We start from the raw sequence: 26,408 nt of genomic DNA on the forward strand, positions 1-26,408 counted from the left end.
CGCGTGCGCCGGGGAGGAACCGGGGTCAGCCGCGCGACACGGCCGTGAAGACCGTGCGGCCGGATCCGACCCGGTAGAGCGCCCGGCCGTCCTGGACGCCCAGGTACGTGGCGTGGCTGCCCGCCGCCGTGTAACGGCCGCCCGCAACCACGGGCAGCGCGACCGTCGCCGTCACGTTGACCGGCACCTCGACCGTCGTGTCCACCCCGTGCCGGTTCCGCCGCCAGTCGACGCCGACCGTGCCGCGCTCGGTCCACTGGCTGCCCGAGGCGTGGCTCACGCCCGAATCCGCCGGGGCGATCCGCACCGACGCGCCGCCCGGGCTGGTCACCGTGAGGCCGAGCACGCTCTCCAGCACCCCGACGACACCCGCGCCGCCCCAGCCGTGCGACATGCTCTCGCTGCTGCTCTGCGAGACCTGGCCGGGCGCGCAGTCACTGCTCGCGCACCCCGGAGTCCACTGCTCCCACAGGAAGGTGCCGCCCTCGGCCAGGACCTGCGCGGGCCCGTCGGCGGAGGGATCGGTGAGGATCCGCACCAGCGTGTCCGGGCGGTCGACGACGCGCAGCGCCTCCAGCAGGGTCCGCAGCGTCATCGGCCCCTGCCGCATCCCCTGGCGGGTCAGCTCCGCGCCCAGCGCGGCGTACTCGCCGGGCTCCGCGACGCCGTAGGCGACCGGGAAGCTCTGCGCGTGCTCGCTCTGATGCGCGATCAGGGTGCCGTCCGAGGACAGACCGTCCGACCACAGGCCGGTGCCGCCGTCCCGCAACCGCTCCCGCATCGCCGCCGTCAGCTGCTCCGCGCGGTCGTCGTAGACGTCCCGGGTGGAGTGGTCGCCGAGCGCGTCGGCGGCCTCGGCGACCGACCGCATCGCGCCGACGCCCAGGGCGTTGACGACGGTGCGGTTCACGTTGCCGTCGGTGACGTAGCCGTACCGCATCGGGGAGGGCCAGTCGATGATGCCGTGCAGGTAGGCGCCGCTGCCGCCGGGCAGGTCGGCGACCAGGCCGCGGTCGTCCACCGCCGCGGAGATGTAGTCGGCGACGTTGCGCATCACGGGCAGAGCCCGGGCGAGCAGTTCGCGGTCGCCCGTCGTGCGGTAGTAGCGCATCACCCACTCGGGGAACATCTCGGTGTAGTCGGGGATGTCCCGCTTGGCGTCGCCGTTGGGGTAGACGGAGTTCAGGGCGCCGTTGGGCCAGTAGCGCGCCTGGGAGTTCATGAAGGACACGATGGCCTGGCGGGTCAGGCTGCGTTCGCCCGACGCCGCCATCGTCGCGAAGGACTCGTCGACGGTGTCGCCGAGGAACTGGCCCTTCTCACGGGTCGGGGTGTCCAGGAAGACGTTCTGCGCGGACTGCAGCGCGGAACGCTGCATCAGGGAGAAGACCCGGTCCAGGGTGCCGTCGCTGCTGCGGAACGTGGCGGGGTGCGCCGCGTCGGTGTTCTGGACGACGGCGGTGACGTCCCGCGTGGTCAGCTTCTCGCCCGGGTCGCTGATCTGCAGGTAGCGCCAGCCCCAGTAGGTGAAGGCCCGGGCGGTCTGGGGTCCGTCCTTCTCGGTGTAGTAGAAGCGCATGTTGCTGCCCTGGGTGTCCAGGCCCGAGGTTCCCGCGCGGGAGTTCTCCACCCAGCTCGCGGCGGCGTGGTCCTTGCCCAGGGGGCGGTCCAGGGTCACCGTCGTGCCGTCCACCGCGTTCACGGTGCGGGTCTCGGGGTGTCCGGCGCCGTACCCCGTCGCGGGGGCGTCGACGACGATCTCGTCGCCCGCGTGGACGTTCGCCGTGTTCGCCAGCGTCACCGAGGCGTCCCCGGCGCGCACGGCGGCGCTCAGCGTGGAGTTGCTGCGGCGGTAGCTCGTGGTGAACGTCAGCTGCCGGCCGGCGGTGCCGGCGCGCAGCCGTACCGAGGGCACCGCGGCGTACACCTTGCCGAAGTCGGCGAGGACGGTGCCGTCGGGCAGGTGCAGCAGCGACACCGGGTGGACGGTCCGCTGCGTGAGGTGGGCCTCCAGCGCCGACAGGTGGGTGAAGGCGCACGGGGACGAACCACCCTCGTACGGCGCGCAGTTGTCCGGGTTCGGCCGCGGGTGGGCGCCGACGACGGTGGCGGCGGCCCAGCCGGAGTCGTCGTAGCCGGGGGTGTTCCAGCCGGTCGGCTCGACCGTGGCGTCGTAGTACTCCACCCGGTCGCCGGCGTCGCCGTTGCGGTACGTCAGGGTGTCGACCCGCTGCGGCTCGTAGCGGTGCACCTTCCAGGTGCCGTCGGAGACGGCCACGTCACGGGTGCCGTCCGCGTGCTCGACCACCACCTTGACCAGCAGCCCGGAGGGGCCCTCGGGGGCGTTCGGGCCGTTGGCCCGGCCCTGGCACTTGCAGGACCAGTAGTGCGTCAGCACGCCCACGGCCAGGTCGCGGCCCGCCTTGACGCCCTTGACGGCGGCGACGTCGTAGAAGCCCTCGCCGGCGTACTCGTAGGACGAACTGCGCTGCACGGTCTCGCCGTTGACGTCGAGCTGCCAGTCGCCGGAGGCCGCGACGTACACCCGGGCGCCGACCACGGGGCTGCCCGCCGACACCGGGACGACCTTGCGGGCCGCCGTCCATTCGTTGCTCGCGTCGTTCCCGGTGGCGGGACGGCGGATCCACTGGGCGCCGGACCAGTCCCCGTCCGTCAGGCCCGTGCCGAAGGACGCGCCGGCCGAGTAGGGGGAGGCCGCGCCGGCGCGGTCCCAGGTCCGCACCTTCCACTGGTAGACCGTCCCCGGTGCCAGGGCGGGACCGCCGTACGGCACCCAGGACTGCTCGGACCCGTGGACCTTGCCGCTGTCCCACAGCGCGCGGCCGCCGGGGACCCGCACGACGACCTGGTAGGCGGTCTGGACCTCGTCGGAGTCGCCGTCCCGGGGCAGCCACCCGAAGCGCGGCGAGCCGTCGAGGGCGAGCGGTTCCGTGCGGTCGTCCACCGTCAGGCCCGTCGGCGCGTCCGGGGCGTGGTTGCGGGCGGGCGCGTGGTCGGCGAAGGCCTGGGGCGTCGCCGCGGCCAGCGTCAGGCCGAGAGCGAAGGCGAGGACGGTGAGTCGACGTCGTTTCATGGGCACCTCTGAGTGGGGTTTAAACGTTTCAATCCGCGTGCGTAGACTATTGATACGTTTCAATCCTGTGAACGGGGAGCCTATGGAGGCCCCTGGTGCGCTGTCAACGCCTCCGGCGCGGAGCGCCGTTGAACCCGGGACGCGTTCGGCTGCGGGCCGGTTGTCCGTGTGCGGGCCGTTTGTGGTTGCGGTTTGGTTTTTCCCCGCCCGCCCGCCCGTTGCCCCGGGGACGGTTGGTGCGGGTCTCGCCGGGTTTCGTGGGTGGGCCGGGGGCGGCGCCTCCGGGGTGGGCATTCTGTACCGCATATTTATGTGCATGGCGGGCAATCCGGATCGGTGCCGCTCTGCCGCACAACAAATACACGTCAGCGTTCAGAACGCCCACCCCTACGACCCCACCCCCCTCCGTATCACCGGCGACCAACGCCCGGTGGGGGGATGAAGCGGTCCGGGGTGACCTCGGATTGCCTCTTCACCCCCACTGGCGTCAGTCGCCTACTCAACAGGAGGGGGTGTGGCGGGGTGCGCCCATGGGGGTCCCCCCGGCCGAAGGCTGGGGGAGACGAGCGGTGATGCCGGTGACGCAACGGCCCGGCGAATCCGCGAGCGCTGAGGACGTGCGCCGGCGCGCCACCGACCCACAGACGGACACAGCGAGACCCGCACTGACCGACCGGGACCACGGGCGGGCGGCGGGGAAACCGCCCGCCGCAGGCGCAACGGACCCGCACACGAAAACAACCCGCACACGGACAACCGCCCCGCACGGACAAAACCCGTTGGCCCCCGCGGGCGCAGCCCGCGATCCTCGGGAGATGACACGCGCCCCCTGGACCTCCCTCCCCCGCGGCCTCGCCACCGCCGTGGAGGCACGCCTGCGCGCCCCCGTGGCCCGCGCCGACGACCAGACGGGCGGATTCTCCCCGGGCGTGGCGGCCCGCCTCACCCTCACCGACGGCCGCCGCGCCTTCGTGAAGGCCGTCGGCCCGGAGCAGAATCCGGATTCCCCGCACATCCACCGGGCCGAGGCCCGGATCGCCGCGGACCTGCCCCGGGACATCCCGGCACCGCGTCTGCTGCACTCCTTCGAGCAGGACGGCTGGGTCGTCCTGGCCTTCGAGGACGTGCCCGGCCGCACCCCGGCCAGCCCCTGGGACGCGGAGGAACTGCGCCGCGTCATGGACGCGCTGGCCGGCCTGGCCGTCCGGCTGACGCCGAGTCCGGTCGCCGCGCCCCCGGCCGCCGAACGCCTCGCGGGCAGCTTCGGCTGCTGGGCGGAGCTGGCCGCGGACCGGGACGCCGGGACGGACGACCTGAGCGGCCTCGATCCCTGGGCGGCGGCGCATCTGGACGACCTCGCCGCCCTGGAGTCGGGCTGGCCGCAGGCGCTGGCCGGCGACACGCTGGCCCACGGCGATCTGCGGGCGGACAACATCCTGCTGACCCCGCACGGCCGGGTCGTGTTCGTGGACTGGCCGTGGGCCTGCACGTCCACCCCGTGGTTCGACCTGCTCTGCATGCTGCCGAGCATCGCGATGCAGGGCGGTCCCGAGCCGGACGGCCTCTTCGCCGCCCACCCGCCGGCGCGTGACGCGCACCCCGAGGCGGTGGACGCGGCGCTGGCGGCGCTCACCGGGATGTTCCTGGTCCACGCCCGCCGGCCGGCGCCTCCGGGGCTGCCCACGCTGCGCGCCTTCCAGCGCGCGCAGGGGGAGGCGGCCCTGTCGTGGCTGCGCACCAGGCTGCGTCCTACGCTGCACGCATGAGCGACCTCCACTTCCGTCCCGTCACCCGCACCGACATCCCCGCCGTCGTCGCGATGTTCGCCGACGACGGCCTCGGCCGGGGCCGGGAGACCCCGGACGACCTGGAGCCGTACTACGCGGCGTACGAACGCGTCGCAGCCGACCCCGGGCAGCACGTGGTCGTCGCGGAGCGGGACGGCGCGCTCGTCGGGGTGCTGCAACTGTCGGTGATACCGGGGCTGTCACGGCGCGGCACGACGCGCTCGGTCATCGAGGCGGTACGGGTGCACCGCGACGCCCGCGGCGGCGGTCTGGGGACGCTGATGATCGAGTGGGCGGTCGAGGAGTCCCGCCGTCTGGGGTGCACGCTGGTGCAGCTCACCTCGGACCGGGCCCGCGCCGACGCGCACCGCTTCTACGAGCGGCTCGGCTTCACCGCCTCGCACGTCGGCTTCAAGATGCAGCTCTGACCGCCGCGGCGACCAGCGCCCGCATCACCCGCTCGTCCTCGTCCATCTCCGGGTGCCACTGCACGCCCAGCACGAAGCGCTCGCCCGGCAGCTCGACGGCCTCCGGGGTGCCGTCCTCGGCGTGGGCGGCGACCACCAGGCCGCGGCCGAGGGCGTCCACCGCCTGGTGGTGGTACGTGGGGACGGTCATGGCCTCCGGCACCGCCTCCGCGTAGCGCGTGCCGGGGACGGGCTTGACGGTGTGGCCGCCGAACACGCCCACCCGGGGGCCGCGGTGGCCGTCGATGTGCTGGGTGAGCGTGCCGCCGAGGGCGACGTTGAGCAGTTGCATCCCCCGGCAGATGCCCAGCAGGGGCAACCCGGCGGCGAGGGCGGCGTCGATGAGGGCGATTTCCCAGGCGTCGCGCTCCCGCGCGGGCGGGTCGGTGCGCGGGTCGGGCTCGGCGCCGTAGCGCGCGGGTTCGACGTCCGGGCCGCCGGAGACCACCAGGGCGTCCAGCCGGGCCACGGCGTCCGCGGCGTGGGCCGGGTCGTCCGGCGGGAGCAGCGCGGCGAGGCCGCCGGAACGCCGTACGAGCAGCGGATACCCCGCGGGGATCAGGGCGGAGGGCAGGTCCCAGCCGCCCCAGCGGGCCGAGTCGACCCAGTAGGTGCTGACACCGATCAGCGGACGGGCCACGGGAGCCTCCCTGCGACGCGCGGATTTCTTCTTGCACCGTACCCAACTGGGCCCCGGGCCCGTACTTTTGGATCACCTGTCGGCCGGTAGGAGAGGTGATCACCCGTGGTGCACCGAACAGCCCCGCTCAGCACCGACGACCTGCGACGTCGCGTCGACTCCGGAGAGATCGACACGGTGGTCGTCGCCTTCACCGACATGCAGGGGCGCCTCCAGGGCAAGCGCTTCGCCGCCCGGCACTTCCTCGACGACGTCCTGGAGCACGGCACCGAGGGGTGCAACTACCTGCTCGCCGTCGACGCCGACATGAACACGGTGGACGGCTACGCCCTGTCCTCCTGGGAGCGGGGTTACGGCGACTTCGCCATGCACCCCGACCTCGGCACCCTGCGGATCACCCCCTGGGACGCCGCCACCGCGCTCGTCATCGCCGACCTGCGGCTGCTCGACCACGGTTCCACCCCGGTCGCCCCCTCGCCCCGGCAGATCCTGCGCCGCCAGACCGAGCGCCTCGCCGAGCGCGGCTGGTCCGCGTACGCGGGCACCGAGCTGGAGTTCATCGTCTTCAAGGACAGCTACGAGCAGGCCTGGACGAACGGCTACCGCGACCTGACCCCCGCCAACCAGTACAACGTCGACTACTCCCTGCTCGGCACCGGCCGCGTGGAGCCGCTGCTGCGCCGCATCCGCAACGAGATGGGCGCCGCCGGGATGCGCGTGGAGTCCGCCAAGGGCGAGTGCAACCTCGGCCAGCACGAGATCGCCTTCCGCTACGACAAGGCCCTGGTCACCTGCGACCAGCACAGCGTCTACAAGACCGGCGCCAAGTCGATCGCCGCGCAGGAGGGCTACTCCCTCACCTTCATGGCGAAGTACAACGAACGCGAGGGCAACTCCTGCCACATCCACCTCTCGCTGCGCGACGAGGAGGGGCAGCCGGTCTTCGCGGGCGACGAGCCGGGCGGCATGTCGGAGACGATGCGGCACTTCCTGGCCGGGCAGCTCGCCGCGCTGCGCGACTTCTCGCTGCTGTACGCGCCGAACATCAATTCCTACAAGCGGTTCCGCCCCGGTTCCTTCGCCCCCACCGCCGTCGCCTGGGGCCCCGACAACCGCACCTGCGCCCTGCGCGTGGTCGGGCACTCCCCGTCGGCGCTGCGCCTGGAGAACCGGGTGCCGGGCGGCGACGTCAACCCCTACCTCGCCGTCGCCGGGATGATCGCCGCCGGGCTGCACGGCGTCGAGCAGAAGCTCACCCTGCCCGAACCCGTCACGGGCAATGCCTACGCCAGCGACGGCGCGGCGCACGTGCCGGCCACGCTGCGCGAGGCCGCCGAGCTGTGGGAGGCCAGCCCGATCGCCCGCGCTGCCTTCGGCGACGAGGTCGTCGAGCACTACCTGAACATGGCCCGCGTCGAACAGGACGCGTACGACACCGCCGTGACCGACTGGGAGCGCTACCGCTCCTTCGAACGCATGTGAGGCAGCGAGTGCCCGAAGCACCCGAACCGCTCGAAGCGCTGGACGTGCTGAACCCGGCCACCGAGGAGGTGATCGCCACCGTCCCCGCGGCGGGCCGGGAGGACGTCGACGCGGCCGTCGTCCGTGCGGCCCGCGCCCAGACGGGCTGGGCGGCCCTGGCCCCGGCCGACCGGGCGCGGCTGCTGCGCCGTTTCGCGTCCGCCGTGGACGCCCACGCCGGTGAACTGGCCGCCCTGGAGGTGCGCGAGGCCGGGCACGCCGCCGGCAACGCCCGCTGGGAGGCCGGCAACGTCCGCGACCTGCTCGACTACGCGGCGGGCGGCGTCGAACGGCTCAGCGGCCGGCAGATCCCGGTGCCCGGCGGCATCGACGTCACCTTCCTGGAACCGCTCGGCGTCGTCGGCGTCATCGCGCCCTGGAACTTCCCCATGCCCATCGCCGCCTGGGGGACCGCCCCGGCGCTCGCGGCGGGCAACGCGGTGATCCTCAAGCCCGCCGAGACCACCCCGCTGACCGCGCTGCGGCTGGCGGACCTGGCGCTGGAGGCGGGACTGCCGGAGCACCTCTTCCAGGTGCTGCCGGGCGAGGGACCGGTCGCGGGGGCGGCCCTGGTCGAGCACCCGGGCGTCGCGAAGATCGTCTTCACCGGATCGACCCGCGTCGGCAAGCAGATCATGGCCACCTGCGCCGGCACGCTCAAGCGGGTCACCCTGGAGCTCGGCGGCAAGTCGCCCAACATCGTCTTCGCCGACGCGGACCTGGAGAAGGCCGCGGCGACCGCCCCGATGGCCTTCCTCGACAACGCCGGGCAGGACTGCTGCGCCCGCACCCGGATCCTGGTCCAGCGCCAGGCGTACGACCGCTTCATGGAGCTGCTGGAGCCCGCCGTCCTGGCCGTCGGCGTCGGTGACCCCGCCGATCCCGCGACCGACATGGGCCCGCTCATCTCCGCCGTGCAGCGCGACCGGGTCCGCGCCTACGTGGCCCCCGACGCCCCCGTCGCGATCCGCGGCACGGCACCGGAGGGCAAGGGCTTCTGGTACCCGCCGACCGTGCTGACCCCCGCCGACCCGGCGGGGCGCGTCGCGGTGGAGGAGGTCTTCGGCCCGGTCGCCGTCGTGCTGCCCTTCGAGGACGAGGCCGACGCGCTGCGCCTGGCCAACGCCACCCCGTACGGCCTGTCGGGCTCGATCTGGACCCGCGACGTCGGCCGCGCGCTGCGGCTGGCCCGGGGCACCGCCGCCGGCAACCTGTCGGTCAACTCCCACAGCTCGGTGCGCTACTGGACACCGTTCGGCGGGTTCAAGCAGTCGGGGCTCGGGCGCGAGCTCGGCCCGGACGCGCTGGCCGCCTTCACCGAGACCAAGAACGTCTTCATCAGCACGGAGGAGTGATCCCGGCAATGACGCAAGCAGAAGCAGTGGTGTGCCGCCGCCTGGTGGGCCGGACGGCGGTGGTCACCGGCGCCGGCAGCGGCATCGGTCTCGCCTCGGCCCGCCGGCTCGCCTCCGAGGGCGCGCACGTGGTGTGCGCCGACATCGACGAGGCCGCGGGCAAGGCGGCCGCCGAGGAGACCGGCGGGCTGTTCGTCGAGGCCGACGTGACCGACGCCGAACAGGTGGAGGCGCTGTTCCGGACGGCGTACGACACCTATGGCTCGGTCGACGTCGCCTTCAACAACGCGGGCATCTCGCCCCCGGACGACGACTCGATCCTCACCACCGGCATCGACGCCTGGCGCCGCGTCCAGGAGGTCAACCTGACCTCGGTGTACCTGTGCTGCAAGGCGGCCCTGCCCTATATGCAGCGCCAGGGCAAGGGCTCGATCATCAACACCGCGAGCTTCGTGGCCGTCATGGGCGCGGCGACCTCGCAGATCTCGTACACCGCGTCCAAGGGCGGCGTGCTGGCGATGTCCCGCGAGCTGGGCGTGCAGTTCGCCCGGGAGGGCATCCGCGTCAACGCGCTGTGCCCGGGGCCGGTCAACACCCCGCTGCTGCGGGAGCTGTTCGCCAAGGACCCGGAGCGCGCCGCGCGGCGCCTGGTGCACATTCCGGTGGGCCGTTTCGCGGAGGCGGAGGAGATCGCCGCCGCCGTGGCCTTCCTGGCCAGCGACGACGCCTCGTTCATCACGGGGGCGGAGTTCCTGGTGGACGGCGGCATCGCGGGCGCGTACGTGACCCCTCTGTGACCGGATGACTGACGGGAATCTTAAGGCCCGGGCCTTAGGGTGACGCCGTGACCATGACGACCCCGCCCGGCTGGTACCCAGAACCCGGGCAGACAGGCAACGGGCCCGCTCTGGAGCGCTGGTGGGACGGGACCGAGTGGACCGAGTACACCCGCACCGCTCCACCCCCCGCCCCGGCGTTCGGCGCCGCGGCGGGGGCGCCGGGCTACCCGCAGTACCCCGGCGCCTTCCCCACCGCTCCCCGCAAGCGGCGCGGCGGTCTGATAGCGATCGCCGTCGTCGCCGCGGTCGTGGTGGCCGGCGCGGTGGTCGGAGGAGTCGTCGCCCTCGGCAGGGGCGGCGGCGGCAGCGCGGACTCCGCCCGGCCCGCCCCCTCCCTCTCAGCCCCCGGGCAGGGCCCGGAGGGCGACGACGCCGGCCCGGACGGCGGTGGCCCGGGCGGCGGTGGCCCGGACGATGGCGCGCCGAACCTGCCCAAGAGCGAGCCCGGCTTCGCCCTGGACGCCGTCGACGGCGTCAGCCTGCCCGTGCCCGACGGCTGGACCGGCGCCACCAGCCGGTACGGGCTCGCGGAGCTCACCGTGGGCGAGTACGCCTGCCCCGGCGACACCTCCAGCACCTGCCTGCGCGGCGGTGTCTTCTCCATGCCCGCCTCGTCGGTGAAGCTGAAGTCCACCACCGCCGAGGCCGCGGCCAAGGAGGACATCTCCGGCAACGCCGAGGGTGCCTACGGCGGCAAGATCTACGGCGACATCACCTCGCACACGCAGCTGCTGTCGCAGAAGGTCACGGTCGCCGGCGAACAGGGCTACCTGGTGCGCTGGAAGGTCGTCACGGAGAAGGGCGACGACGGCTACGTCCAGTCGCTGGTGTTCCCCTCGCCGTCGGACCCCGACAGGCTCGTCCTGGTCCGCTACGGCTTCGACATCAACCCCAAGGCGCCCGGCCTCGCCGTGATGGACGAGATCACCAAGGGCATCAAGGCCTCGGGCTCCGGTGGCGGCACCGGCGTGTGACCCCCGTCCCCGCAGGCGGGCGCCCCGGTCCGGTCCGTCCGGCCGGGGCGTCCGCGCGTCACAGGAACGTCCTGCCCTCGCCGCGGTAGGTCGGCACCGCCCGCACCACCCGGTCGCCCTCGACCAGTTGCAGCGTGTCGAAGCGCTCGCACAGCTCGCCCGCCTTGGCGTGCCGGAACCACACCTTGTCGCCGATCAGCAGGTCGTCGGCGGCCGTACCGATCAGCGGCGTCTGCACCTCGCCGGGCCCCTCCTGGGGGTCGTAGCGCAGCCCCTGCGGCAGGTGGGGGACGGGCAGCCGGTCCCGGCCCGCCGCGCCCGAGGCCGGATATCCGCCGCCGAGGACGGTGACGACGCCGACGCCCGGGCGCCGCACCACGGGCTGCGCGAACAGCGCCGCCGGACGGCCCCGGAAGGACGTGTAGTTGTCGAACAGCCGCGGCACGTACAGGCCCGACCCGGCGGCGATCTCCGTCACCGCGTCCTCGGCGGCCGTGCTCTGCACGCTGCCCGTCCCGCCGCCGTTGACGAACTCCAGCCCGGGCGCCACCTCCCGCACCGCCCGCACGACCTCCGCGCGCCGCGCCGCCAGCTCCCGGCGCGCCGCGGCCTGCATCATCCGCACCGCGCGCGAACGCAGCGGCCGGCCGCTGACCGAGTCGCCGACGCCGGCCACATGGCCCTCGTACGCCATGATCCCCACCAGCCTGAAGCCGGGCCGCCGGGACACCTCGCGGGCCAGCGCGGCCATCTGCTCCGGTTGGTGCAGCGGGGAGCGCAGTGCCCCGATGCGGAGCCGGCCCCCCAGCATCCTCAGCGAGGTGTCCAGCTCCAGGCAGACCCGGACGATCTCGGAGCCGCCCGCCCGTGAGGAGTCGATGAGGTCGAGCTGCGCCACGTCGTCGACCATGACGGTCACCGCGGCGGCCAGCTTCGGGTCCGCGGCCAGCTCCGCGTAGCAGGAACGATCCGCCGACGGATACGCCAGCAGGACGTCGTCGAAGCCCGAACGCGCCAGCCACAGCGACTCGGCGAGGGTGAACGACATGATCCCCTCGAAGCCGTCCCGCTCCAGCACCCGTTCCAGGAGCGCGCGGCAGCGGACCGACTTGGACGCCACCCGGATCGGCTTGCCGCCCGCCCTGCGGACCAGGTCGTCCGCGTTGGTGTCGAACGCCTCCAGGTCCACGATCGCCACCGGCGCGTCGAGGTGGGCGGTGGCCCGGTCGTACCGGGCGCGAGCTGCTCCGCGATCAGACATGCGCGAAGCTTGCCAGAATGGCCCTACCGAGCGGTAGGGGCAAGTGATCCGTACTGAAGCGTCCAGACGTCGCCGCGCCCAGTAGAGTGACGCCGCAGTCCATCGCGTGAACGGGCCGTCCGCCGTGCGGCCGTGAGGGGGCACCGGGTGAGCGCCGGTTTCGACAACGGGGGAGCGAGCCCCCGGCCGAGCTGGTCCCCTCCGCGCCCGATACCGCCGCCCCACGGCACCGCCCCGTCCGCCCCGCACACCTCCGCCCCCGCCCACTGGGCCGCCACCTCCGCCCCCGGCCGGGCAGCCGCGCCCTGGGCCGCCTCGGGTCCCGCCGGCGGGGAGCCGGAGGGCGGCCTGCCCCAGGAGCTGTACGGCACGGCCCCCGTACCGGCGCCCCCGTATCCGCGCCCCGCGGGCGAGCGGGGCCCCGTCGGCGTCGCCTATCCCACCGGGCCCGTACCGCCCCCGCCGCCCGCCGCCGTTCCCGGTGTGCCGCCCGCGCCCGTGCCCGTGCACCCCCCGGCCGCGGCCTGGTCCTCGCCCGTACCGCCCTCCGCGCCGCCGCCGTACCCGCCCCGGCCGCCGCACGCCCCCGCGCACGCCGCCCAGGCGCGGCCCCGCACGGCCGCCGCCGCGCTATGCCTGGTGCTGGGCCTCGGCCTCCTCGGCGGCGCGGGCGCCGGCCTGTGGATCAACCACGACCCGGCCGCACCCACACCTACGGCGGCGGAGGCGAGCAAGCGCGACTTCGCCCTCGCCCGCGGCCTGTGGCACAGCACCCCCGTCGACACGCTCTTCCCGCCCACCCTGCACGGCAGGGGCCTCGGTCCGGGCGGCGCCGAGCGCACCTGGACGCGGATCGGCGTGGCACCGGCGAGCGACTGCCAGGAGGCCTTCGACCCGCTGCTGGCGAAGGTGCTGCGCCCCGCCGGCTGCGTGAAGCTGCTGCGCGCCACCTACACCGACGCCACGTCGAGCGCGGTGACCACGGTGGGACTGCTCGTCACCAAGGCCGATGCCCCCGCGATGCGCAAGCTGCACGACCGCTGGACGACCGAACGCCTCGGCTCGCGGGGCGATCTGATGCCCCGTCCGGTCGCCTTCCCCGGCACCGTCTCGGACGGCTTCGGCGATCGCCAGCGCGCCAGCTGGACCGTCACGGTCGCCGCCGACCTGCCCGTCGTCGTGTACGCGGTGAGCGGCTTCGCCGACGGCCGCGAGGTCGCCGTCCCGCAGCCCGCCGCCTCGGCCGTCACCACGGGCGCCACGGCCGCGCCCGCCCAGGCCGGTCTGGGCCACGAGGCCGACGCACTGGCCGACGCCGTCGGCAGCCGGGCCCGCAGTGCCGCGCGCTCGCTGACCGCCACCCCGACGGGAGGTTCCGGATGAGGCGACTGGCCACCGGGATGGCCGCCGCGGCCCTCGTGCTGCTGCCCGTCGTCCCGGCCCACGCCGACGCCGTACGCGACGCGGACTGGGCGCTGGACGCACTGCACGCGCAGGAGGCCTGGCAGCGGACGAAGGGTGCGGGCGTCACCGTCGCCGTCCTCGACACGGGCGTGGACGGCACCCACCCGGACCTGTCCGGGCGGGTCCTCGAGGGCAAGGACATGGTCGGCTTCGGGGCCCGTCGCGGCGACAGCGCCTGGGCCCGGCACGGCACCGGCATGGCCGGGATCATCGCCGGGCACGGCCACGGCCCCGGCGGTTCCGACGGGGTGCTGGGCATCGCCCCGGAGGCCAGGATCCTGCCGGTGCGGGTGATCCTGGAGGACAAGGACCCGCAGCGGAAGAAGGCCCGCACCACCCGAGGCAGCGCCCTCGCCGACGGCATCCGCTGGGCGGCCGACCACGGCGCCGACGTCATCAACCTCTCCCTCGGCGACGACAGCCGAACCGCCCACCCCGAGGCGCAGGAGGACGACGCGATCCAGTACGCCCTGCGCAAGGGCGTGGTCGTCGTCGCCTCCGCGGGCAACGGCGGCGAGCAGGGCAACCGGGCCTCCTACCCCGCGGCGTACCCGGGCGTCATCGCGGTGGCCGCCGTGGACCGCTACGGCTCCCGCGCCGCGTTCTCCACCCGCCGCTGGTACGCGGCGGTCGCCGCGCCCGGCGTCGACGTCGTGATCGCGGACCCCAACCGCCGCTACTACGAAGGCTGGGGCACCAGCACCGCCTCCGCCTACGTTTCGGGCACGGCCGCGCTCGTCCGCTCCGCCTACCCCCGGCTCAGCCCCGCGCAGGTGAAGCGACTGCTGGAGGACACCGCCCGGAGCACCCCGGCGGGCGGCCGCGACGACGCCGTCGGGTACGGCCTGGTGGACCCGGCGGCCGCGCTGAAGGCGGCGGCGAAGCTCAAGCCCGAGGGCACCGTGCCGAGCGTCGTCCCCTCCACGCGCAAGTACTTCGGCGCCGGTCCCGACGCGGCGAAGGCGGCCGCGGCCGCCGACGGGGACGCCCTGGGCGACGGCATCGCCGCGGCCTTCGCGGTCGCCGGCACCGGACTGCTCGCGGCGGCCGCGCTGTTGTGGCTGCGGCCCCGGCTCACGAACTCCCGGAACGGCCGCCGGCGCGGCTGAACGCGGCCACCGCCGCCCGCGCGGCCCGCTCCACCAGCGTGATGCCCGAGGCCTGCGTCGTACTGCCGCGGGAGACCACGGCGACCAGGTACGTCCGGCCGCCCGCCCGGACCCGCCCGATGCTGTTGACGTCCCACAGCCCGGTCGTACTCCGCTGCAGCCAGCCGTTCTTGACCTCGTAGGAGCCGTCGGCGGCGGTCGGCACGCCCCAGGCCTGCGCGGCCGTGACCCGGCCCATCAGCCGCCGCACGTACGCGCGGGACGCCGCGTCGAGGGCGCCGTCGGAGCCGAACACCCGTTGCAGCAGCGTGAGCTGGTCGGCCGCCGTGGTCCGGGTCAGTCCCCACAGCATTCCGCTGCCGGCCGTGGTCGAGGTGAGCCCGAGGCGGCGGTTGGCGGCTTCCAGCCCGGGGCCCCGGCCTATCGCCCGCCACAGCGCGGTGGCCGCCGCGTTGTCGCTGTCCTCGATCATCACCTCGGCCCGGGCCTCCTCCTGCGCCGTCAGATCGCGTCCCGCGTCCTGGGCCTGGAGCAGCAGCGCCGCCAGGATGTCGACCTTGACGATGCTCGCCGTGTCGTACAGCCCGTCCCCGTGCACCGCCCTGGCGCCCGAGGCGGTGTCCAGGACCGCCACCGAGTAGCGCGCCCGCGGGTCCCCGGACACGTCCCGCAGCGCCGTCGCCAGCACCTCGCTCCACACCACCCGGGGCTCCTCGCTCACCTTCACGATCGCCACGTTCGCCGCCCGGCCGGGCCCGGCCGCGGTCATCACCGCCGTCCGCGGCGGCGCCGCCGCCCCGTACGTCACCGTGCCGAGCACGGCGCACGCCAGCAGCGCTGTCGCCGTCACACCGCGCACGATGCCGCGCGGCGCGCGGGGGACACGGTCGGTGACGCCCGTACGGCCGGGACGCCGTGCGGCGGGGTTCTCGGTGGCCATGCCCAGGGAAGCTAGGGACGGAAACTGCGCGGTCCGTGAGAGGCGGATGAAGGGGGCGTAAGAAATCCCCGCCCGGCGCCCCCGATACCCTCGGGAGGTGGCTCTCAAGAACATCCCCGACCCCGGCTTCTCCGACGACGACGGCACCGCCGACCTCCGGCTCGCGGCGGCGCTCGCCGCGTACGACGCCGACCCGTCGGCCGAGCCCGAGGTGCTGGCGGCCCTCCCGGGCGCGCGCTTCCTGGTGCCGGTGGTGGCGCTGCTGGGGGAGGTCGAGGAGGGCCCGGACGGGCTGCGCCGCGAGAAGACCAGCGACATGGCGGTGCCCACCATCCAGGCGGCCGACGGGCGCAGGGCGCTCCCGGCGTTCACCTCCACCGAGGCCCTCGCGCGCTGGCGTCCGGACGCCCGGCCGGTCGCCGTACCGCTGGGCCAGGCGCTGCAGGCGCTGGCTCACGAGAAGGCCGGCACCCTGCTGATCGACATGGCCGGGCCCGTGCCGTACGCGCTGACCGGTGCCGCGCTGCGCGCCGTCGCGTCGGGTCGCGCTGGCGCGGACCCGCTGGCCGACCCCGCGGTCCGCGCGGCCCTGCGGGCCGCGGCGCGGACGGCGCCGGAAGTGGTCCGCGCGCACCTCGTCCCGTCCGCCGACGCCGACGGCACGCTGGGGCTGGTCCTGGACCCGGGCGCCGACGTGGGCCGGGTCGCGCAGCGCGTCTCGGCGACGCTGGCCGCGGACGAGGTGCTGCGCGGCGCGCTGGTGCGCGGCATCGAGCTGGCCCTGCTCCCCGCCGGCACCCGGCTGCCCGGCGAACCGCTCTTCACGCGCTGACGGCGCCGCCCCACCGGGGGCGACGCCGTCGTGAGCACTCGGCTGAGGGGCGGGGTCCTGGGCCTGGCCTAGCCGTGGACGGGACCGGTGAACTTCTCGCCCGGGCCCTCGCCCGGGGCGTCGGGGACGACGGACTCCTCACGGAAGGCGAGCTGCAGGGACTTCAGGCCGTCCCGCAGCGGGGCGGCGTGGTAGGAGCCGATCTCGGTCGCGCCGGCGGTGACCAGGCCGGCCAGCGCGGTGATCAGCTTGCGCGCCTCGTCGAGGTCCTTGTGCCGGTCGCCGTCCTCCGCGAGGCCGAGGTTCACCGCCGCCGCGCTCATCAGGTGCACCGCGACCGTGGTGATCACCTCGACCGCCGGGACGTCCGCGATGTCGCGGGTCATCGTGTCGAAGTCGGGGCGGTCCGCGGAGGGGGACTCGTGCTGGGGGCTGGCGTCACTCATGCCTCACACGATAGGGCCACGTCGGCCGATTACGGTCTGCGGTCGGACACTGGTATGCTTGACGATCGACCGGCTGGACACCCCGTGGACGTTACGGAAACGGAGCGCTCCAGCCCACAAGTGGAGGCTCCGATCTCCCACCTTGCCGGCCCTCGAGGGCGGCGGGTCACCGGTCAGGTGCCGTGTCCCCGGACGAGGACGCGGCTCCCGACGCGCCCCGCGGGAATGCCGCGGCGGTGCTCCCGGTTGTGAGGAGCATCCGCCTGTGACCCGTACGGGGCGTTTTTCGCGCCTCCTCACGGGTCGGACCAAGTTTCAGACGTTACGCGCCTGTCAATCCAGGCAGTCGCGTGGTGCTACCGAGGAGGCCCCATCAGCGCCGAGCCCCGCATCAACGACCGGATTCGCGTCCCCGAGGTGCGACTCGTCGGTCCCAGTGGCGAGCAGGTCGGCATCGTGCCGCTTGCCAAGGCACTGGAGCTTGCGCAGGAGTACGACCTCGACCTGGTCGAGGTGGCGGCGACCGCACGTCCGCCGGTCTGCAAGCTCATGGACTACGGCAAGTTCAAGTACGAGTCGGCCATGAAGGCCCGTGAGGCGCGCAAGAACCAGGCGCACACGGTCATCAAGGAGATGAAGCTCCGGCCGAAGATCGACCCGCACGACTATGACACCAAGAAGGGTCATGTCGTCCGGTTCCTCAAGCAGGGCGACAAGGTCAAGATCACGATCATGTTCCGCGGTCGTGAGCAGTCGCGCCCGGAACTGGGCTTCCGACTGCTGCAGCGGCTCGCCGACGACGTCCAGGACCTGGGCTTCGTGGAGTCCTCGCCGAAGCAGGACGGCCGCAACATGATCATGGTCCTCGGTCCGCACAAGAAGAAGACCGAGGCGATGGCCGAGGCCCGCGAGGCGCAGGCCGCCCGCAAGGCCGGTCGCCTGCCGAAGGACCCCGACGAGCAGGAGCAGGAGCAGCAGCTCGAGCACGAGCAGGACGCTCCCGCCGACGCCAGCTGACGCCGTCTGACGGCGTTGCCAGGACCCGGAGTTCCCTCCGGGTGACGCAATGAAGGACTGACGCTCTCCGTCCGCCCCCGGGCGGACGGGAGGGCCAGCGACGAGGAGACTACGGCGCATGCCGAAGAACAAGACCCACAGCGGTGCGAGCAAGCGATTCAAGATCACCGGTTCCGGCAAGGTGATCCGCGAGCGCGCCGGCAAGCGCCACCTGCTTGAGCACAAGCCGTCGACGAAGACCCGTGCCCTCACCGGCACTGTCGTCCTGGCCAAGCCCGACGCCAAGAAGATCAAGAAGCTTCTCGGCAAGTGACGGCACGCCCCCTTCCACCAGGGGGCGCGATGCTGGACCGGGACCCATTCGTTTTCGGGCCGTGTGAGCACCCCCACGGTCCCTTAGAAGGAGTTATCTAGTGGCACGCGTCAAGCGGGCAGTCAACGCCCAGAAGAAGCGCCGGGCGATCCTCGAGCAGGCCAGCGGTTACCGCGGCCAGCGGTCCCGCCTGTACCGCAAGGCGAAGGAGCAGGTCACCCACTCCCTCGTCTACAACTACAACGACCGCAAGAAGCGCAAGGGCGACTTCCGTCAGCTGTGGATCCAGCGCATCAACGCCGCTGCCCGCGCCAACGGCATCACCTACAACCGCTTCATCCAGGGTCTGAAGGCCGCCAACGTCGAGGTGGACCGCAAGATCCTCGCCGAGCTGGCCGTGAACGACGCCAACGCGTTCGCCGCGCTGGTCGAGGTGGCCCAGAAGGCCCTGCCGAGCGACGTCAACGCCCCCAAGGCGGCCTGACCCACGCTCCTCCGGACCCGCAGGCCCTGCGCCTGCGGGTCCGTGCTGTGTTCCGGAGCGCCGCGCCGCGCCTCCGGCCGGACCCCGACCGAAGTGAGTGCACCCCCCATGCACGGCCCCGAGCTGACCTCCCTGCAATCCCCCCGCGTCGTCGCCGCGCGGCGCCTGGCCAAGCGCAGCTTCCGCGGCAAGGAGCGGCGCTTCCTCGCCGAGGGGCCGCAGGCCGTGCGCGAGGCCATGGCCCACCTGGTCGAGGTCTACGTCACTCCCGAGGCCGCCGCCCGGCACGAGGGGATCGTCGCCGCGGCGCACGCCGCCCGGGTGCCCGTGCTGACCGCGACCGACGAGGTCGTCGTGGAGATGTCGGACACCGTCACCCCGCAGGGGATCATCGGCCTGTGCCGCTTCCTGGACACCCCGTTCGAGGAGGTGCTGCGCGCCCGGCCGAAGCTCGTCGCCGTCCTGGCCCACGTGCGCGACCCCGGCAACGCCGGCACCGTGCTGCGCTGCGCGGACGCCGCCGGTGCGGAGGCGGTCGTCCTCACCGACGCCTCCGTCGACCTGTACAACCCCAAGGCCGTACGTGCCTCCGTCGGCAGCCTCTTCCACCTTCCGGTCGCCGTCGGCGTCCCCATGGAGACCGTCGTGGACGGCCTGCGCGGGGCCGGCGTGCGGCTGCTCGCCGCCGACGGCGCGGGGGAGCGCGACCTCGACGCCGAGCTGGACGAGGGCACGATGGGCGGCCCCACCGCCTGGATCTTCGGCAACGAGGCCTGGGGCCTGCCGGAGGAGACCCGCGCACTCGCGGACGAGGTGGTGCGCGTCCCCATCCACGGCCGCGCCGAGAGCCTCAACCTCGCCACGGCCGCCGCCGTGTGCCTCTACGCCTCCGCGCGCGCGCAGCGTGCTGCCGGAGGGTGCCGCACGGTAACAATGAGCTAGTAATGTGACGCCCTCGGGGACCGCCCTGGAGAGGGGGTTACGGGGATGGACGTCAGGACGAACGGCGGCACGCCTCCGCGCGCGCCGGAGGGCTGGCCGGCTGTCCTGACCGGTCTCGGGATCACACCCGACGAACTCCCGGACGGCCTCGTCGTCGCCGACGAGCACGGGCTCGTGCTCTGCTTCAACGCCGCCGCCGCGCGGATCACCGCGCTGGACCCCGCCGACGTCCTCGGCCGCCCCATCGCGCAGGCGCTGCCCCTGGAGGACCTGGACGGACGCCGCTGGTGGCAGCTGACCGACCCGTACGAGGGCCTGGCCACCCGCACCGGGCAGCCCGAGCGCAACCTGCTCCTCCCCGGCGGCCGCGAGGTGCTGGTCTCCGCCAGGTACGTCCGCGACCACCCCACCGGCCCGGTGCGCCGGCTGGTCGTCGCGCTGCGCGGCACCGAGGCGCGTAGGCGCACCGAACGCAGCCACGCCGAGCTGATCGCCACCGTCGCGCACGAGCTGCGCTCCCCGCTCACCTCCGTCAAGGGCTTCACCGCCACCCTGCTGGCGAAGTGGGAACGCTTCACCGAGGACCAGAAGAAGCTCATGCTGGAGACCGTGCACGCCGACGCCAACCGCGTCACCCGGCTGATCGCCGAGCTGCTCGACATCTCCCGCATCGACTCCGGCCGCCTGGAGGTGCGGCGGCAGCCGGTCGACATCGCCGCGGCGGTGCGACGCCACGTGGACGCCCTCGTCGCCGCCGGACAACCCGCGGACCGCTTCGCCGTCCGGGTCGCGGGGGCGCTGCCGTCGCTGTGGGCCGACCCCGACAAGGTCGACCAGATCCTGGGGAACCTGCTGGAAAACGCCGTGCGCCACGGCGAGGGAACTGTCACCATTGACCTGGCACCCTCGTCGTCGCCGCGCGAACGCGGATGGTCCGGAACGGCAGTGACCGTGAGCGACGAGGGACCCGGCATCCCGGAGGAATCCATGAACCGCGTCTTCACCCGCTTCTGGCGGGGCAGCAAACGCGGTGGCACGGGCCTGGGGCTCTACATCGTCAAGGGCATCGTCGAGGCCCACGGCGGCACGATCACGGTGGGTCGCGCGCCCGGCAAGGGCGCCCAGTTCCGATTTATCCTGCCCGTCGGGGCGCCGGCCTTCACGGCCTGAGCATCGCGTGGTGATCCACCGGCCCCGACGGGCGTGACCAGCCTTTCCCCGTGGCCCCGATAGACTCGACCCTTGGCATTCAGCGGTCGGGCAGGCAGGTCGGCCACGCCACCACCCACATCGGAACGGGAAGAAATGTCGGCACCGAACAAGTCGTACGACCCTGTCGAGGTCGAGGCACTGAAACCGGAAGAGATCGAGCGCCGGCGCGACGAGGCGCTCGCCGCGATCGCCGAGGCCGCCGACCTCGACGCGCTGCGCGAGGTCAAGGTGGCCCACACCGGGGACCGCTCGCCGCTCGCCCTCGCCAACCGCGAGATCGGCGCACTGCCGCCGCACGCCAAGGCGGACGCGGGCAAGCGCGTCGGCCAGGCCCGCGGCGCGGTCAACCAGGCGCTCAAGGCCCGGCAGGAGGTGCTGGAGAGCGAGCGCGACGAGCGCGTGCTGGTCGAGGAGGCGGTGGACGTCACCCTGCCCTACGACCGTGTCCCGCGCGGCGCCCGGCACCCGCTGACCACGCTCTCCGAGCGCATCGAGGACGTCTTCGTGGCCATGGGCTACGAGGTGGCCGAAGGCCCCGAGGTCGAGGCGGAGTGGTTCAACTTCGACGCCCTCAACATCTGGGCGGACCACCCGGCCCGCACCATGCAGGACACCTTCTTCGTCGAGGGCGACAAGCCGGCCGGCTCCGGCCCCGAGGAGAGCGGTGTCGTGCTGCGCACGCACACCTCCCCGGTGCAGATCCGCTCCCTGCTCGACCGCGAGCCGCCGGTCTACGTGATCTGCCCCGGCCGGGTCTACCGCTCGGACGAGCTGGACGCCACGCACACCCCCGTCTTCAGCCAGGTCGAGCTGCTCGCCGTCGACGAGGGCCTGACCATGGCGGACCTCAAGGGCACCCTGGACCACATGGTCCAGTCGCTCTTCGGCGCGGACATCACCACCCGGCTCCGCCCGAACTACTTCCCCTTCACCGAGCCGTCCGCCGAGATGGACATGGTCTGCTACGTCTGCCGCGGCGAGTCCGTCGGCAACCCGGACCGTCCCTGCCGCACCTGCGGCAGCGAGGGCTGGATCGAGCTCGGCGGCTGCGGCATGGTCAACCCCCGGGTGCTCACCGCCTGCGGCGTCGACCCGGAGAAGTACAGCGGCTTCGCCTTCGGCTTCGGCATCGAGCGCATGCTGATGTTCCGTCACAACGTCGAGGACATGCGAGACATCGTCGAGGGTGACGTGCGCTTCACCCTTCCGTTCGGGATGGAGATCTGATGCGGGTCCCGCTTTCTTGGCTGCGGGAGTACGTCGACCTGCCCGCCGGCGAGTCCGGCCGCGACGTCCAGGCCAAGCTCATTTCCGCCGGTCTCGAGGTCGAGACCGTCGAGCAGCTCGGCGCCGGGCTCAAGGGCCCCCTGGTGGTCGGCAAGGTGCTCACCATCGAGGAGCTGACCGGGTTCAAGAAGCCGATCCGCTTCTGCACCGTCGACGTCGGCACCGCCAACGGCACCGGCGAGCCCCAGGAGATCGTCTGCGGCGCGAACAACTTCGCCGTCGGCGACAAGGTCGTGGTCGTCCTCCCCGGCGGTGTGCTGCCCGGGAACTTCGAGATCGCCGCGCGCAAGACCTACGGCCGCACCTCGCACGGCATGATCTGCTCGGGCGCCGAGCTGGGCATGGGCGACGACGGCTCGCACGGCATCATCGTGCTGCCGCCGGAGCACGAGGCCGGCACCGACGCCGTCGAGCTGCTGGAGCTCGTCGACGAGGTGCTGGACATCGCGGTCACCCCCGACCGCGGCTACTGCCTGTCGATGCGCGGCGTCGCCCGCGAGGCGGCCATCGCCTACGGTCTGCCGCTGCGCGACCCGGCGCTGCTCGACGTGCCCGGCCCGAACTCCTACGGCTACGAGGTGAAGGTCTCCGACCCGGTCGGCTGCGACCGCTTCACCGCACGTACGGTCACCGGCCTGGACCCGGAGGCCGGCTCGCCGATCTGGCTGCAGCGCAGGCTGCAGAAGGCCGGCATGCGCCCGATCTCGCTCGCCGTGGACATCACCAACTACGTGATGCTGGAGCTGGGCCAGCCCCTGCACGCCTACGACCGGCACCGCATCGAGGGCGCCATCGGCGTCCGCCGGGCACAGCCGGGCGAGAAGCTGACCACGCTCGACGGCCAGGTCCGCGTCCTCGACCCCGAGGACCTGGTGATCACCGACAACCGCGGGCCGATCGGCCTGGCCGGTGTCATGGGCGGCGCCAACACCGAGATCGACGACACCGGCGCCTCGACGACCGACGTCGTCATCGAGGCCGCCCACTTCGACCCGGTCGCCATCGCCCGCACCGCGCGCCGCCACAAGCTGTCCTCCGAGGCGTCCAAGCGCTTCGAGCGCGGCGTGGACCCGCAGGCAGCGGCCGCCGCCGCGCAGCGCACCGTAGACCTGCTGGTGCTGCTCGCGGGCGGCACCGCCGAGGCGGGCGTCACCGAGGTCATCGCGCCCTCCGCGCCGCACACCATCACCATCCCCGCCGACCACCCCGACAAGGTGGCGGGCATGGCGTACGGGCGCGAGACCGTGGTCCGCCGGCTCCAGCAGGTCGGCTGCGACGTCTACGGCGCCGACGAGCTGATCGTCACCGTGCCGTCGTGGCGGCCCGACCTGCGCGACCCCAACGACCTCGCCGAGGAGGTCATCCGGCTGGAGGGCTACGAGAACCTGCCCTCCACCCTGCCGAACCTGCCCTCCGGCCGCGGTCTGACCGAGTCGCAGAAGCTGCGCCGCCGGGTCGGCCGGGCGCTCGCCGGGGCCGGCTACGTCGAGGTGCAGAACTACCCGTTCCTCGGCGAGGCCGTCTTCGACCAGCTCGGCCTCGACGCGGACGACCCGCGCCGCATCACCGTCAAGCTGGCCAACCCGCTGTCGGACGAGGAGCCCGCGCTCCGCACGACCATGCTCCCCGGCCTGCTCGGCGCCCTGCGCCGCAACGTCGGGCGCGGCGCGCACGACCTCGCGCTCTTCGAGACCGGCCTGGTCTTCCGCCCCAGCGGCGAGGAGCCCGCGCCGCCGCGGCTGCCCGTCGACCGGCGTCCGACCGACGCCGAGATCGCCGCGCTCGACGCCGCCCTCCCGCGGCAGCCCCGGCGCGTCGCGGTCGTCCTGGCCGGCGCCCGCGAGCAGGCCGGCTGGTGGGGCCAGGGCCGTCCCACGCAGTGGGCCGACGCCGTCGAGGCCGGGCGGATCGTCGCCGGTGAGGCCGGGGTCGAGCTGATCGTCCGCCAGGACCAGCAGGCCCCCTTCCACCCCGGCCGCTGCGCCGCGCTCCTCGCGGTCGTCGACGGCGAGGAGGTGCTGGTCGGCAACGCCGGCGAGCTGCACCCCCGGGTGACCAAGGCGCTGCACCTGCCGGAGCGCACCTCCGCCATGGAGATCGACCTCGACCGCCTGGAGCGTGCCTCGAGCGGCCCGGTCGTCGCGCCCCGGGTGTCCACCTTCCCGGTGGCCACCCAGGACGTCGCCCTGGTCGTCGACACCTCCGTCCCGGCCGCCGAGGTGGAGGGCGCCCTGCGCTCCGGCGCCGGTGAACTGCTCGAATCGCTGCGGCTGTTCGACATCTTCACCGGCGAGCAGCTCGGCTCGGGCAGGAAGTCGCTGGCCTACAGCCTGCGCTTCCGCGCGCCGGACCGTACTCTCACCGCCGAGGAGGCCTCCGCGGCCCGTGACGCGGCCGTCGCCGCCGCGGCGGAGCGCACGGGAGCGGTCCTGCGCGGCGCCTGACGCCCGCGACGTCGCGTTCCTGTGGGGCGCCCCCCGTCCGCCGGGGGCGCCCCACCTGCGTTCCCGCCGGTCACGTAGTCCGATCGGGTGAAATGGTTCCGCTGGGTATCCGGTTCGTCGCGCCGAGTCGCCACAATCGTTCGGAACCAGGGCCCACTCGACGCGGGGGCTGTGTCGTCGCCGGCCGCGTCAACGGCTTCAGGGGGAGCCCCGAGGCATGATCCGACCCAGGGCGGTACGCCGCCGGAGCGGCGGCAGGGCGCGGGGGCTGGCGATCCTGGCGCTGCCCGGTCTGTGGGTGGCCGCGGTGCTGGGCCTGGTGTACGCGGTCCCCGGGGGCGTCCAGTGGGCGCCCGCCGCGGTGGCGGCCCCCGTGATCGCCTGCGCCGGCACGGGACGCCGCCGCTGCGTCCTGCTCAGCGGCGGGCTCGCCGTGGCGGCCGTCGCGGTGCCCGACACCGGGCAGCGGCTGGGCACCGAGGTGGCCGTCCTCGCCGTCCTGGCCCTCTGCTTCCGGCTCGTCGACCGCAAGGCGCGGCTCGCCGCCGAGCTCGACCGCACCCGGGAGATCGCCGCCGCCACCCAGCAGGTGCTGCTGCCCCCGCTGCCGCAGCACGTGGGCGGCCTCGCGGTCGCCGGCGACCACCTCTCGGCCAGCCGCGGCGCCCGCGTCGGCGGCGACCTGTACGAGGTGCTCGCCACGCCCCACGGGGTGCGCGCGGTCATCGGTGACGTACGCGGCCACGGCCTCGAGGCCGTCGGCACCGTCGCAGCGCTGCTCGGCAGCTTCCGCGAGGCCGCGCACGACGAGCCGGAACTCGGTGGTGTGCTGCGCCGCCTGGACCGCGCGCTCCACCGGCACCTGCGAGGGCGTCCGCACGCGGCCGAGGAGTTCGTGACCCTGATGCTGCTCGAACTGGACGAGGACTGCGGCGTCCAGGTCATCAACTGCGGGCATCCGCAGCCCTACCGGGTCTGCCCCGACGACGCCGACGACGCCGACCGCCCCGACCGCCCCGACGGCGACGGGCAGCCGAGCGCGCGTCCGCTGGAGGCAGGCGAACCGTTCCCGCCGCTCGGCCTGTTCGACCCCGGTCCCGAGGCGAAGGCCGTCGCCTGCGGGGAACTCCTGCCCGGCCAGGCGCTGTTCCTGCACACCGACGGGGTGACGGACGCCCGGGACACCGCAGGGGAGTTCTTCCCCCTGCCGTCGGTCCTCGAAGGGGCCGCCCGGACGGCCGCCCCCGGCGGCGCGTTGTCCGCCCGCGTCCTGGTCGACGCGGTCCGGGCCTCGTTCCTGCGGCACACGCGGGGGCGGCTCACCGACGACATGGCGCTGCTCGTGCTCCACCGGGACGCCCCTCGCGTTCCCGCGCAGGCGGGTGCGCAGGCGGGTGCCGCCCGTACCGCAACGGGTGTTCCCGGAGTGCCGCGCCCTTGATCCCGCCCGATCCTTGGTAAACCTGGGTCGGTCCCCGAGCGAAACACCCATTGCTCGTATACCGGCCAGAACGAGGAGAGGGGCAGGCATGGCAACCCCCACCGTCACCGGAGCCGATCTGTCCACGCCCACGGGAGAGCTGATCGCCGTGGTCGGGCCGCCCGGGCCGCAGCGGTCCGCGCTGCAGCTCGCCCTCAACAACGCACCCTGGAGCCGGGGTCCTTCCGTCACGACGACCGTCATCAGCCGCGGCGCGTGGAGCGAGCTGCGGCGGGTCGCGGCGGCGGGGATCACGGTCGTCGCGGCGTGCGACAGCGTGGTGGCGGTGGATGCGGGGGCGCACCGGGTGGTGCTGCTGCCGGATCCCGACGGGGTCGGCTGAGCGCGCGTCCCCGTGTGCGGGTGTTGTTCGTGGTTGCGGGTGGGGTTTTTCCCCGCCGCCCTCCCGTGGCCCCGGTCGGTCAGTGCGGGTCTCGCATCGTGTGCCTGGGTCGGTGGCGCGCCGGCGCACGTCCTCAGCGCTCGCGGATTTGCCGGGT

At 73.8% G+C, this 26,408-nt stretch carries 23 protein-coding genes; 18 read left to right on the forward strand and 5 right to left on the reverse strand.

The annotated features are described in order from the left end of the window. Nucleotides 1-25: 25 nt before the first annotated feature. Entirely contained in the window at nt 26-3,094 is a 3,069-nt protein-coding gene (locus ACFW3D_RS25515) for an alpha-L-rhamnosidase-related protein (protein WP_500507430.1), read from the reverse strand. A gap of 815 nt (nt 3,095-3,909) precedes the next feature. On the opposite strand from ACFW3D_RS25515, the gene ACFW3D_RS25520 reads away from it, so the two are divergent. Both ACFW3D_RS25520 and ACFW3D_RS25525 read left to right on the forward strand, forming a co-directional pair. Beyond that, complete coding sequence (locus ACFW3D_RS25520) at nt 3,910-4,860, forward strand: aminoglycoside phosphotransferase family protein (protein ID WP_500507432.1); 951 nt, start codon at nt 3,910-3,912, stop codon at nt 4,858-4,860. Then, the gene (locus tag ACFW3D_RS25525; protein WP_500507434.1) at nt 4,857-5,309 is read left to right on the forward strand and encodes a GNAT family N-acetyltransferase; all 453 of its coding nucleotides are present in this window, start codon (nt 4,857-4,859) and stop codon (nt 5,307-5,309) included. Before ACFW3D_RS25520 ends, ACFW3D_RS25525 begins: the two co-directional genes overlap by 4 nt. Here ACFW3D_RS25525 and ACFW3D_RS25530 read toward each other — a convergent pair. Beyond that, the gene (locus tag ACFW3D_RS25530; protein WP_500507436.1) at nt 5,293-5,988 is read right to left on the reverse strand and encodes a gamma-glutamyl-gamma-aminobutyrate hydrolase family protein; all 696 of its coding nucleotides are present in this window, start codon (nt 5,986-5,988) and stop codon (nt 5,293-5,295) included. The genes ACFW3D_RS25525 and ACFW3D_RS25530 overlap by 17 nt on opposite strands. A gap of 105 nt (nt 5,989-6,093) precedes the next feature. On the opposite strand from ACFW3D_RS25530, the gene ACFW3D_RS25535 reads away from it, so the two are divergent. The 4 genes from ACFW3D_RS25535 to ACFW3D_RS25550 are packed head-to-tail and all read left to right on the forward strand — an operon-like array spanning nt 6,094 to nt 10,677. Further along, on the forward strand, nt 6,094-7,470 hold the full coding sequence (locus ACFW3D_RS25535) for a glutamine synthetase family protein (protein ID WP_500507438.1): 1,377 nt from the start codon (nt 6,094-6,096) through the stop codon (nt 7,468-7,470). An 8-nt stretch (nt 7,471-7,478) separates the two neighbouring features. Then, nucleotides 7,479-8,864 (forward strand): aldehyde dehydrogenase family protein, encoded by a 1,386-nt coding sequence (locus ACFW3D_RS25540; RefSeq protein ID WP_500507440.1) that lies wholly within the window; start codon nt 7,479-7,481, stop codon nt 8,862-8,864. An 8-nt stretch (nt 8,865-8,872) separates the two neighbouring features. Then, nucleotides 8,873-9,661, forward strand: coding sequence for a 3-oxoacyl-ACP reductase (locus ACFW3D_RS25545; protein WP_500507442.1), 789 nt, complete (start codon nt 8,873-8,875; stop codon nt 9,659-9,661). Nucleotides 9,662-9,714: 53 nt separating this feature from the next. Next, nucleotides 9,715-10,677 (forward strand): DUF2510 domain-containing protein, encoded by a 963-nt coding sequence (locus ACFW3D_RS25550; RefSeq protein ID WP_500507472.1) that lies wholly within the window; start codon nt 9,715-9,717, stop codon nt 10,675-10,677. A gap of 58 nt (nt 10,678-10,735) precedes the next feature. On the opposite strand, the gene ACFW3D_RS25555 is transcribed toward ACFW3D_RS25550, so the two are convergent. Further along, on the reverse strand, nt 10,736-11,938 hold the full coding sequence (locus ACFW3D_RS25555) for an amino acid deaminase/aldolase (protein ID WP_500507444.1): 1,203 nt from the start codon (nt 11,936-11,938) through the stop codon (nt 10,736-10,738). 147 nt (nt 11,939-12,085) lie between these two features. Between ACFW3D_RS25555 and ACFW3D_RS25560 the strand changes: the two genes are divergently transcribed. Together ACFW3D_RS25560 and mycP are read left to right on the forward strand one after the other, a co-directional pair. Further along, nucleotides 12,086-13,321: a hypothetical protein gene (locus ACFW3D_RS25560; RefSeq protein WP_500507446.1), complete on the forward strand. Its 1,236-nt coding sequence runs from the start codon at nt 12,086-12,088 to the stop codon at nt 13,319-13,321. Further along, nucleotides 13,318-14,511: a type VII secretion-associated serine protease mycosin gene (gene mycP / locus ACFW3D_RS25565; RefSeq protein ID WP_500507448.1), complete on the forward strand. Its 1,194-nt coding sequence runs from the start codon at nt 13,318-13,320 to the stop codon at nt 14,509-14,511. Before ACFW3D_RS25560 ends, mycP begins: the two co-directional genes overlap by 4 nt. Here mycP and ACFW3D_RS25570 read toward each other — a convergent pair. Beyond that, a complete protein-coding gene (locus ACFW3D_RS25570; protein WP_500507450.1) occupies nt 14,477-15,451 on the reverse strand; it encodes a serine hydrolase in 975 nt (324 codons plus the stop codon). The two genes, mycP and ACFW3D_RS25570, sit on opposite strands and share 35 nt — an antisense overlap. A 97-nt stretch (nt 15,452-15,548) precedes the next feature. Here ACFW3D_RS25570 and ACFW3D_RS25575 point away from each other — a divergent pair, with 97 nt between their 5' ends. After that, nucleotides 15,549-16,283, forward strand: a complete 735-nt coding sequence (locus ACFW3D_RS25575) for an SseB family protein (RefSeq protein WP_500507451.1) — start codon at nt 15,549-15,551, stop codon at nt 16,281-16,283. A gap of 68 nt (nt 16,284-16,351) precedes the next feature. Here ACFW3D_RS25575 and ACFW3D_RS25580 read toward each other — a convergent pair whose 3' ends face one another. After that, the gene (locus ACFW3D_RS25580; RefSeq protein WP_500507453.1) at nt 16,352-16,729 is read right to left on the reverse strand and encodes a DUF1844 domain-containing protein; all 378 of its coding nucleotides are present in this window, start codon (nt 16,727-16,729) and stop codon (nt 16,352-16,354) included. Nucleotides 16,730-17,065: 336 nt separating this feature from the next. Here ACFW3D_RS25580 and infC point away from each other — a divergent pair, with 336 nt between their 5' ends. The 9 genes from infC to ACFW3D_RS25625 all read left to right on the forward strand — a co-directional run bounded on the left by infC (nt 17,066) and on the right by ACFW3D_RS25625 (nt 26,251). Then, on the forward strand, nt 17,066-17,746 hold the full coding sequence (gene infC / locus ACFW3D_RS25585; protein WP_500507474.1) for a translation initiation factor IF-3: 681 nt from the start codon (nt 17,066-17,068) through the stop codon (nt 17,744-17,746). 118 nt (nt 17,747-17,864) lie between these two features. After that, entirely contained in the window at nt 17,865-18,059 is a 195-nt protein-coding gene (rpmI, locus tag ACFW3D_RS25590; protein ID WP_018564306.1) for a 50S ribosomal protein L35, read from the forward strand. Between the two features lie 100 nt (nt 18,060-18,159). Further along, nucleotides 18,160-18,543: a 50S ribosomal protein L20 gene (rplT, locus tag ACFW3D_RS25595; protein ID WP_018564305.1), complete on the forward strand. Its 384-nt coding sequence runs from the start codon at nt 18,160-18,162 to the stop codon at nt 18,541-18,543. A 108-nt stretch (nt 18,544-18,651) separates the two neighbouring features. Next, complete coding sequence (locus ACFW3D_RS25600; protein ID WP_500507476.1) at nt 18,652-19,485, forward strand: TrmH family RNA methyltransferase; 834 nt, start codon at nt 18,652-18,654, stop codon at nt 19,483-19,485. A gap of 45 nt (nt 19,486-19,530) precedes the next feature. Continuing rightward, nucleotides 19,531-20,655 (forward strand): sensor histidine kinase, encoded by a 1,125-nt coding sequence (locus ACFW3D_RS25605; RefSeq protein ID WP_500507455.1) that lies wholly within the window; start codon nt 19,531-19,533, stop codon nt 20,653-20,655. Between the two features lie 135 nt (nt 20,656-20,790). Then, complete coding sequence (gene pheS, locus ACFW3D_RS25610) at nt 20,791-21,924, forward strand: phenylalanine--tRNA ligase subunit alpha (RefSeq protein ID WP_500507457.1); 1,134 nt, start codon at nt 20,791-20,793, stop codon at nt 21,922-21,924. Next, complete coding sequence (gene pheT / locus ACFW3D_RS25615) at nt 21,924-24,428, forward strand: phenylalanine--tRNA ligase subunit beta (protein WP_500507459.1); 2,505 nt, start codon at nt 21,924-21,926, stop codon at nt 24,426-24,428. Before pheS ends, pheT begins: the two co-directional genes overlap by 1 nt. A 217-nt stretch (nt 24,429-24,645) precedes the next feature. Further along, nucleotides 24,646-25,869 carry a PP2C family protein-serine/threonine phosphatase gene (locus ACFW3D_RS25620; protein WP_500507461.1) on the forward strand — a complete coding sequence of 408 codons (1,224 nt, stop codon included), beginning with the start codon at nt 24,646-24,648 and terminating at the stop codon, nt 25,867-25,869. Between the two features lie 88 nt (nt 25,870-25,957). After that, nucleotides 25,958-26,251: a hypothetical protein gene (locus tag ACFW3D_RS25625; RefSeq protein ID WP_500507464.1), complete on the forward strand. Its 294-nt coding sequence runs from the start codon at nt 25,958-25,960 to the stop codon at nt 26,249-26,251. The last annotated feature ends 157 nt before the right edge of the window (nt 26,252-26,408 follow it).

This window comes from Streptomyces sp. NPDC058864, assembly GCF_042742985.1.
Lineage (GTDB): Bacteria > Actinomycetota > Actinomycetes > Streptomycetales > Streptomycetaceae > Actinacidiphila.

Coding starts and splice junctions, on each gene's coding strand:
- ACFW3D_RS25555 (WP_500507444.1), bottom strand. CDS start 11,938: ATGTCTGATCGCGGAGCAGCTCGCGCCCGGTACGACCGGGCCACCGCC.
- ACFW3D_RS25545 (WP_500507442.1), top strand. CDS start 8,873: ATGACGCAAGCAGAAGCAGTGGTGTGCCGCCGCCTGGTGGGCCGGACG.
- ACFW3D_RS25550 (WP_500507472.1), top strand. CDS start 9,715: ATGACGACCCCGCCCGGCTGGTACCCAGAACCCGGGCAGACAGGCAAC.
- pheS (WP_500507457.1), top strand. CDS start 20,791: ATGTCGGCACCGAACAAGTCGTACGACCCTGTCGAGGTCGAGGCACTG.
- ACFW3D_RS25520 (WP_500507432.1), top strand. CDS start 3,910: ATGACACGCGCCCCCTGGACCTCCCTCCCCCGCGGCCTCGCCACCGCC.
- ACFW3D_RS25580 (WP_500507453.1), bottom strand. CDS start 16,729: ATGAGTGACGCCAGCCCCCAGCACGAGTCCCCCTCCGCGGACCGCCCC.
- ACFW3D_RS25515 (WP_500507430.1), bottom strand. CDS start 3,094: ATGAAACGACGTCGACTCACCGTCCTCGCCTTCGCTCTCGGCCTGACG.
- ACFW3D_RS25525 (WP_500507434.1), top strand. CDS start 4,857: ATGAGCGACCTCCACTTCCGTCCCGTCACCCGCACCGACATCCCCGCC.
- rpmI (WP_018564306.1), top strand. CDS start 17,865: ATGCCGAAGAACAAGACCCACAGCGGTGCGAGCAAGCGATTCAAGATC.
- ACFW3D_RS25620 (WP_500507461.1), top strand. CDS start 24,646: ATGATCCGACCCAGGGCGGTACGCCGCCGGAGCGGCGGCAGGGCGCGG.
- ACFW3D_RS25605 (WP_500507455.1), top strand. CDS start 19,531: ATGGACGTCAGGACGAACGGCGGCACGCCTCCGCGCGCGCCGGAGGGC.
- mycP (WP_500507448.1), top strand. CDS start 13,318: ATGAGGCGACTGGCCACCGGGATGGCCGCCGCGGCCCTCGTGCTGCTG.
- pheT (WP_500507459.1), top strand. CDS start 21,924: ATGCGGGTCCCGCTTTCTTGGCTGCGGGAGTACGTCGACCTGCCCGCC.
- ACFW3D_RS25570 (WP_500507450.1), bottom strand. CDS start 15,451: ATGGCCACCGAGAACCCCGCCGCACGGCGTCCCGGCCGTACGGGCGTC.
- ACFW3D_RS25600 (WP_500507476.1), top strand. CDS start 18,652: ATGCACGGCCCCGAGCTGACCTCCCTGCAATCCCCCCGCGTCGTCGCC.
- ACFW3D_RS25625 (WP_500507464.1), top strand. CDS start 25,958: ATGGCAACCCCCACCGTCACCGGAGCCGATCTGTCCACGCCCACGGGA.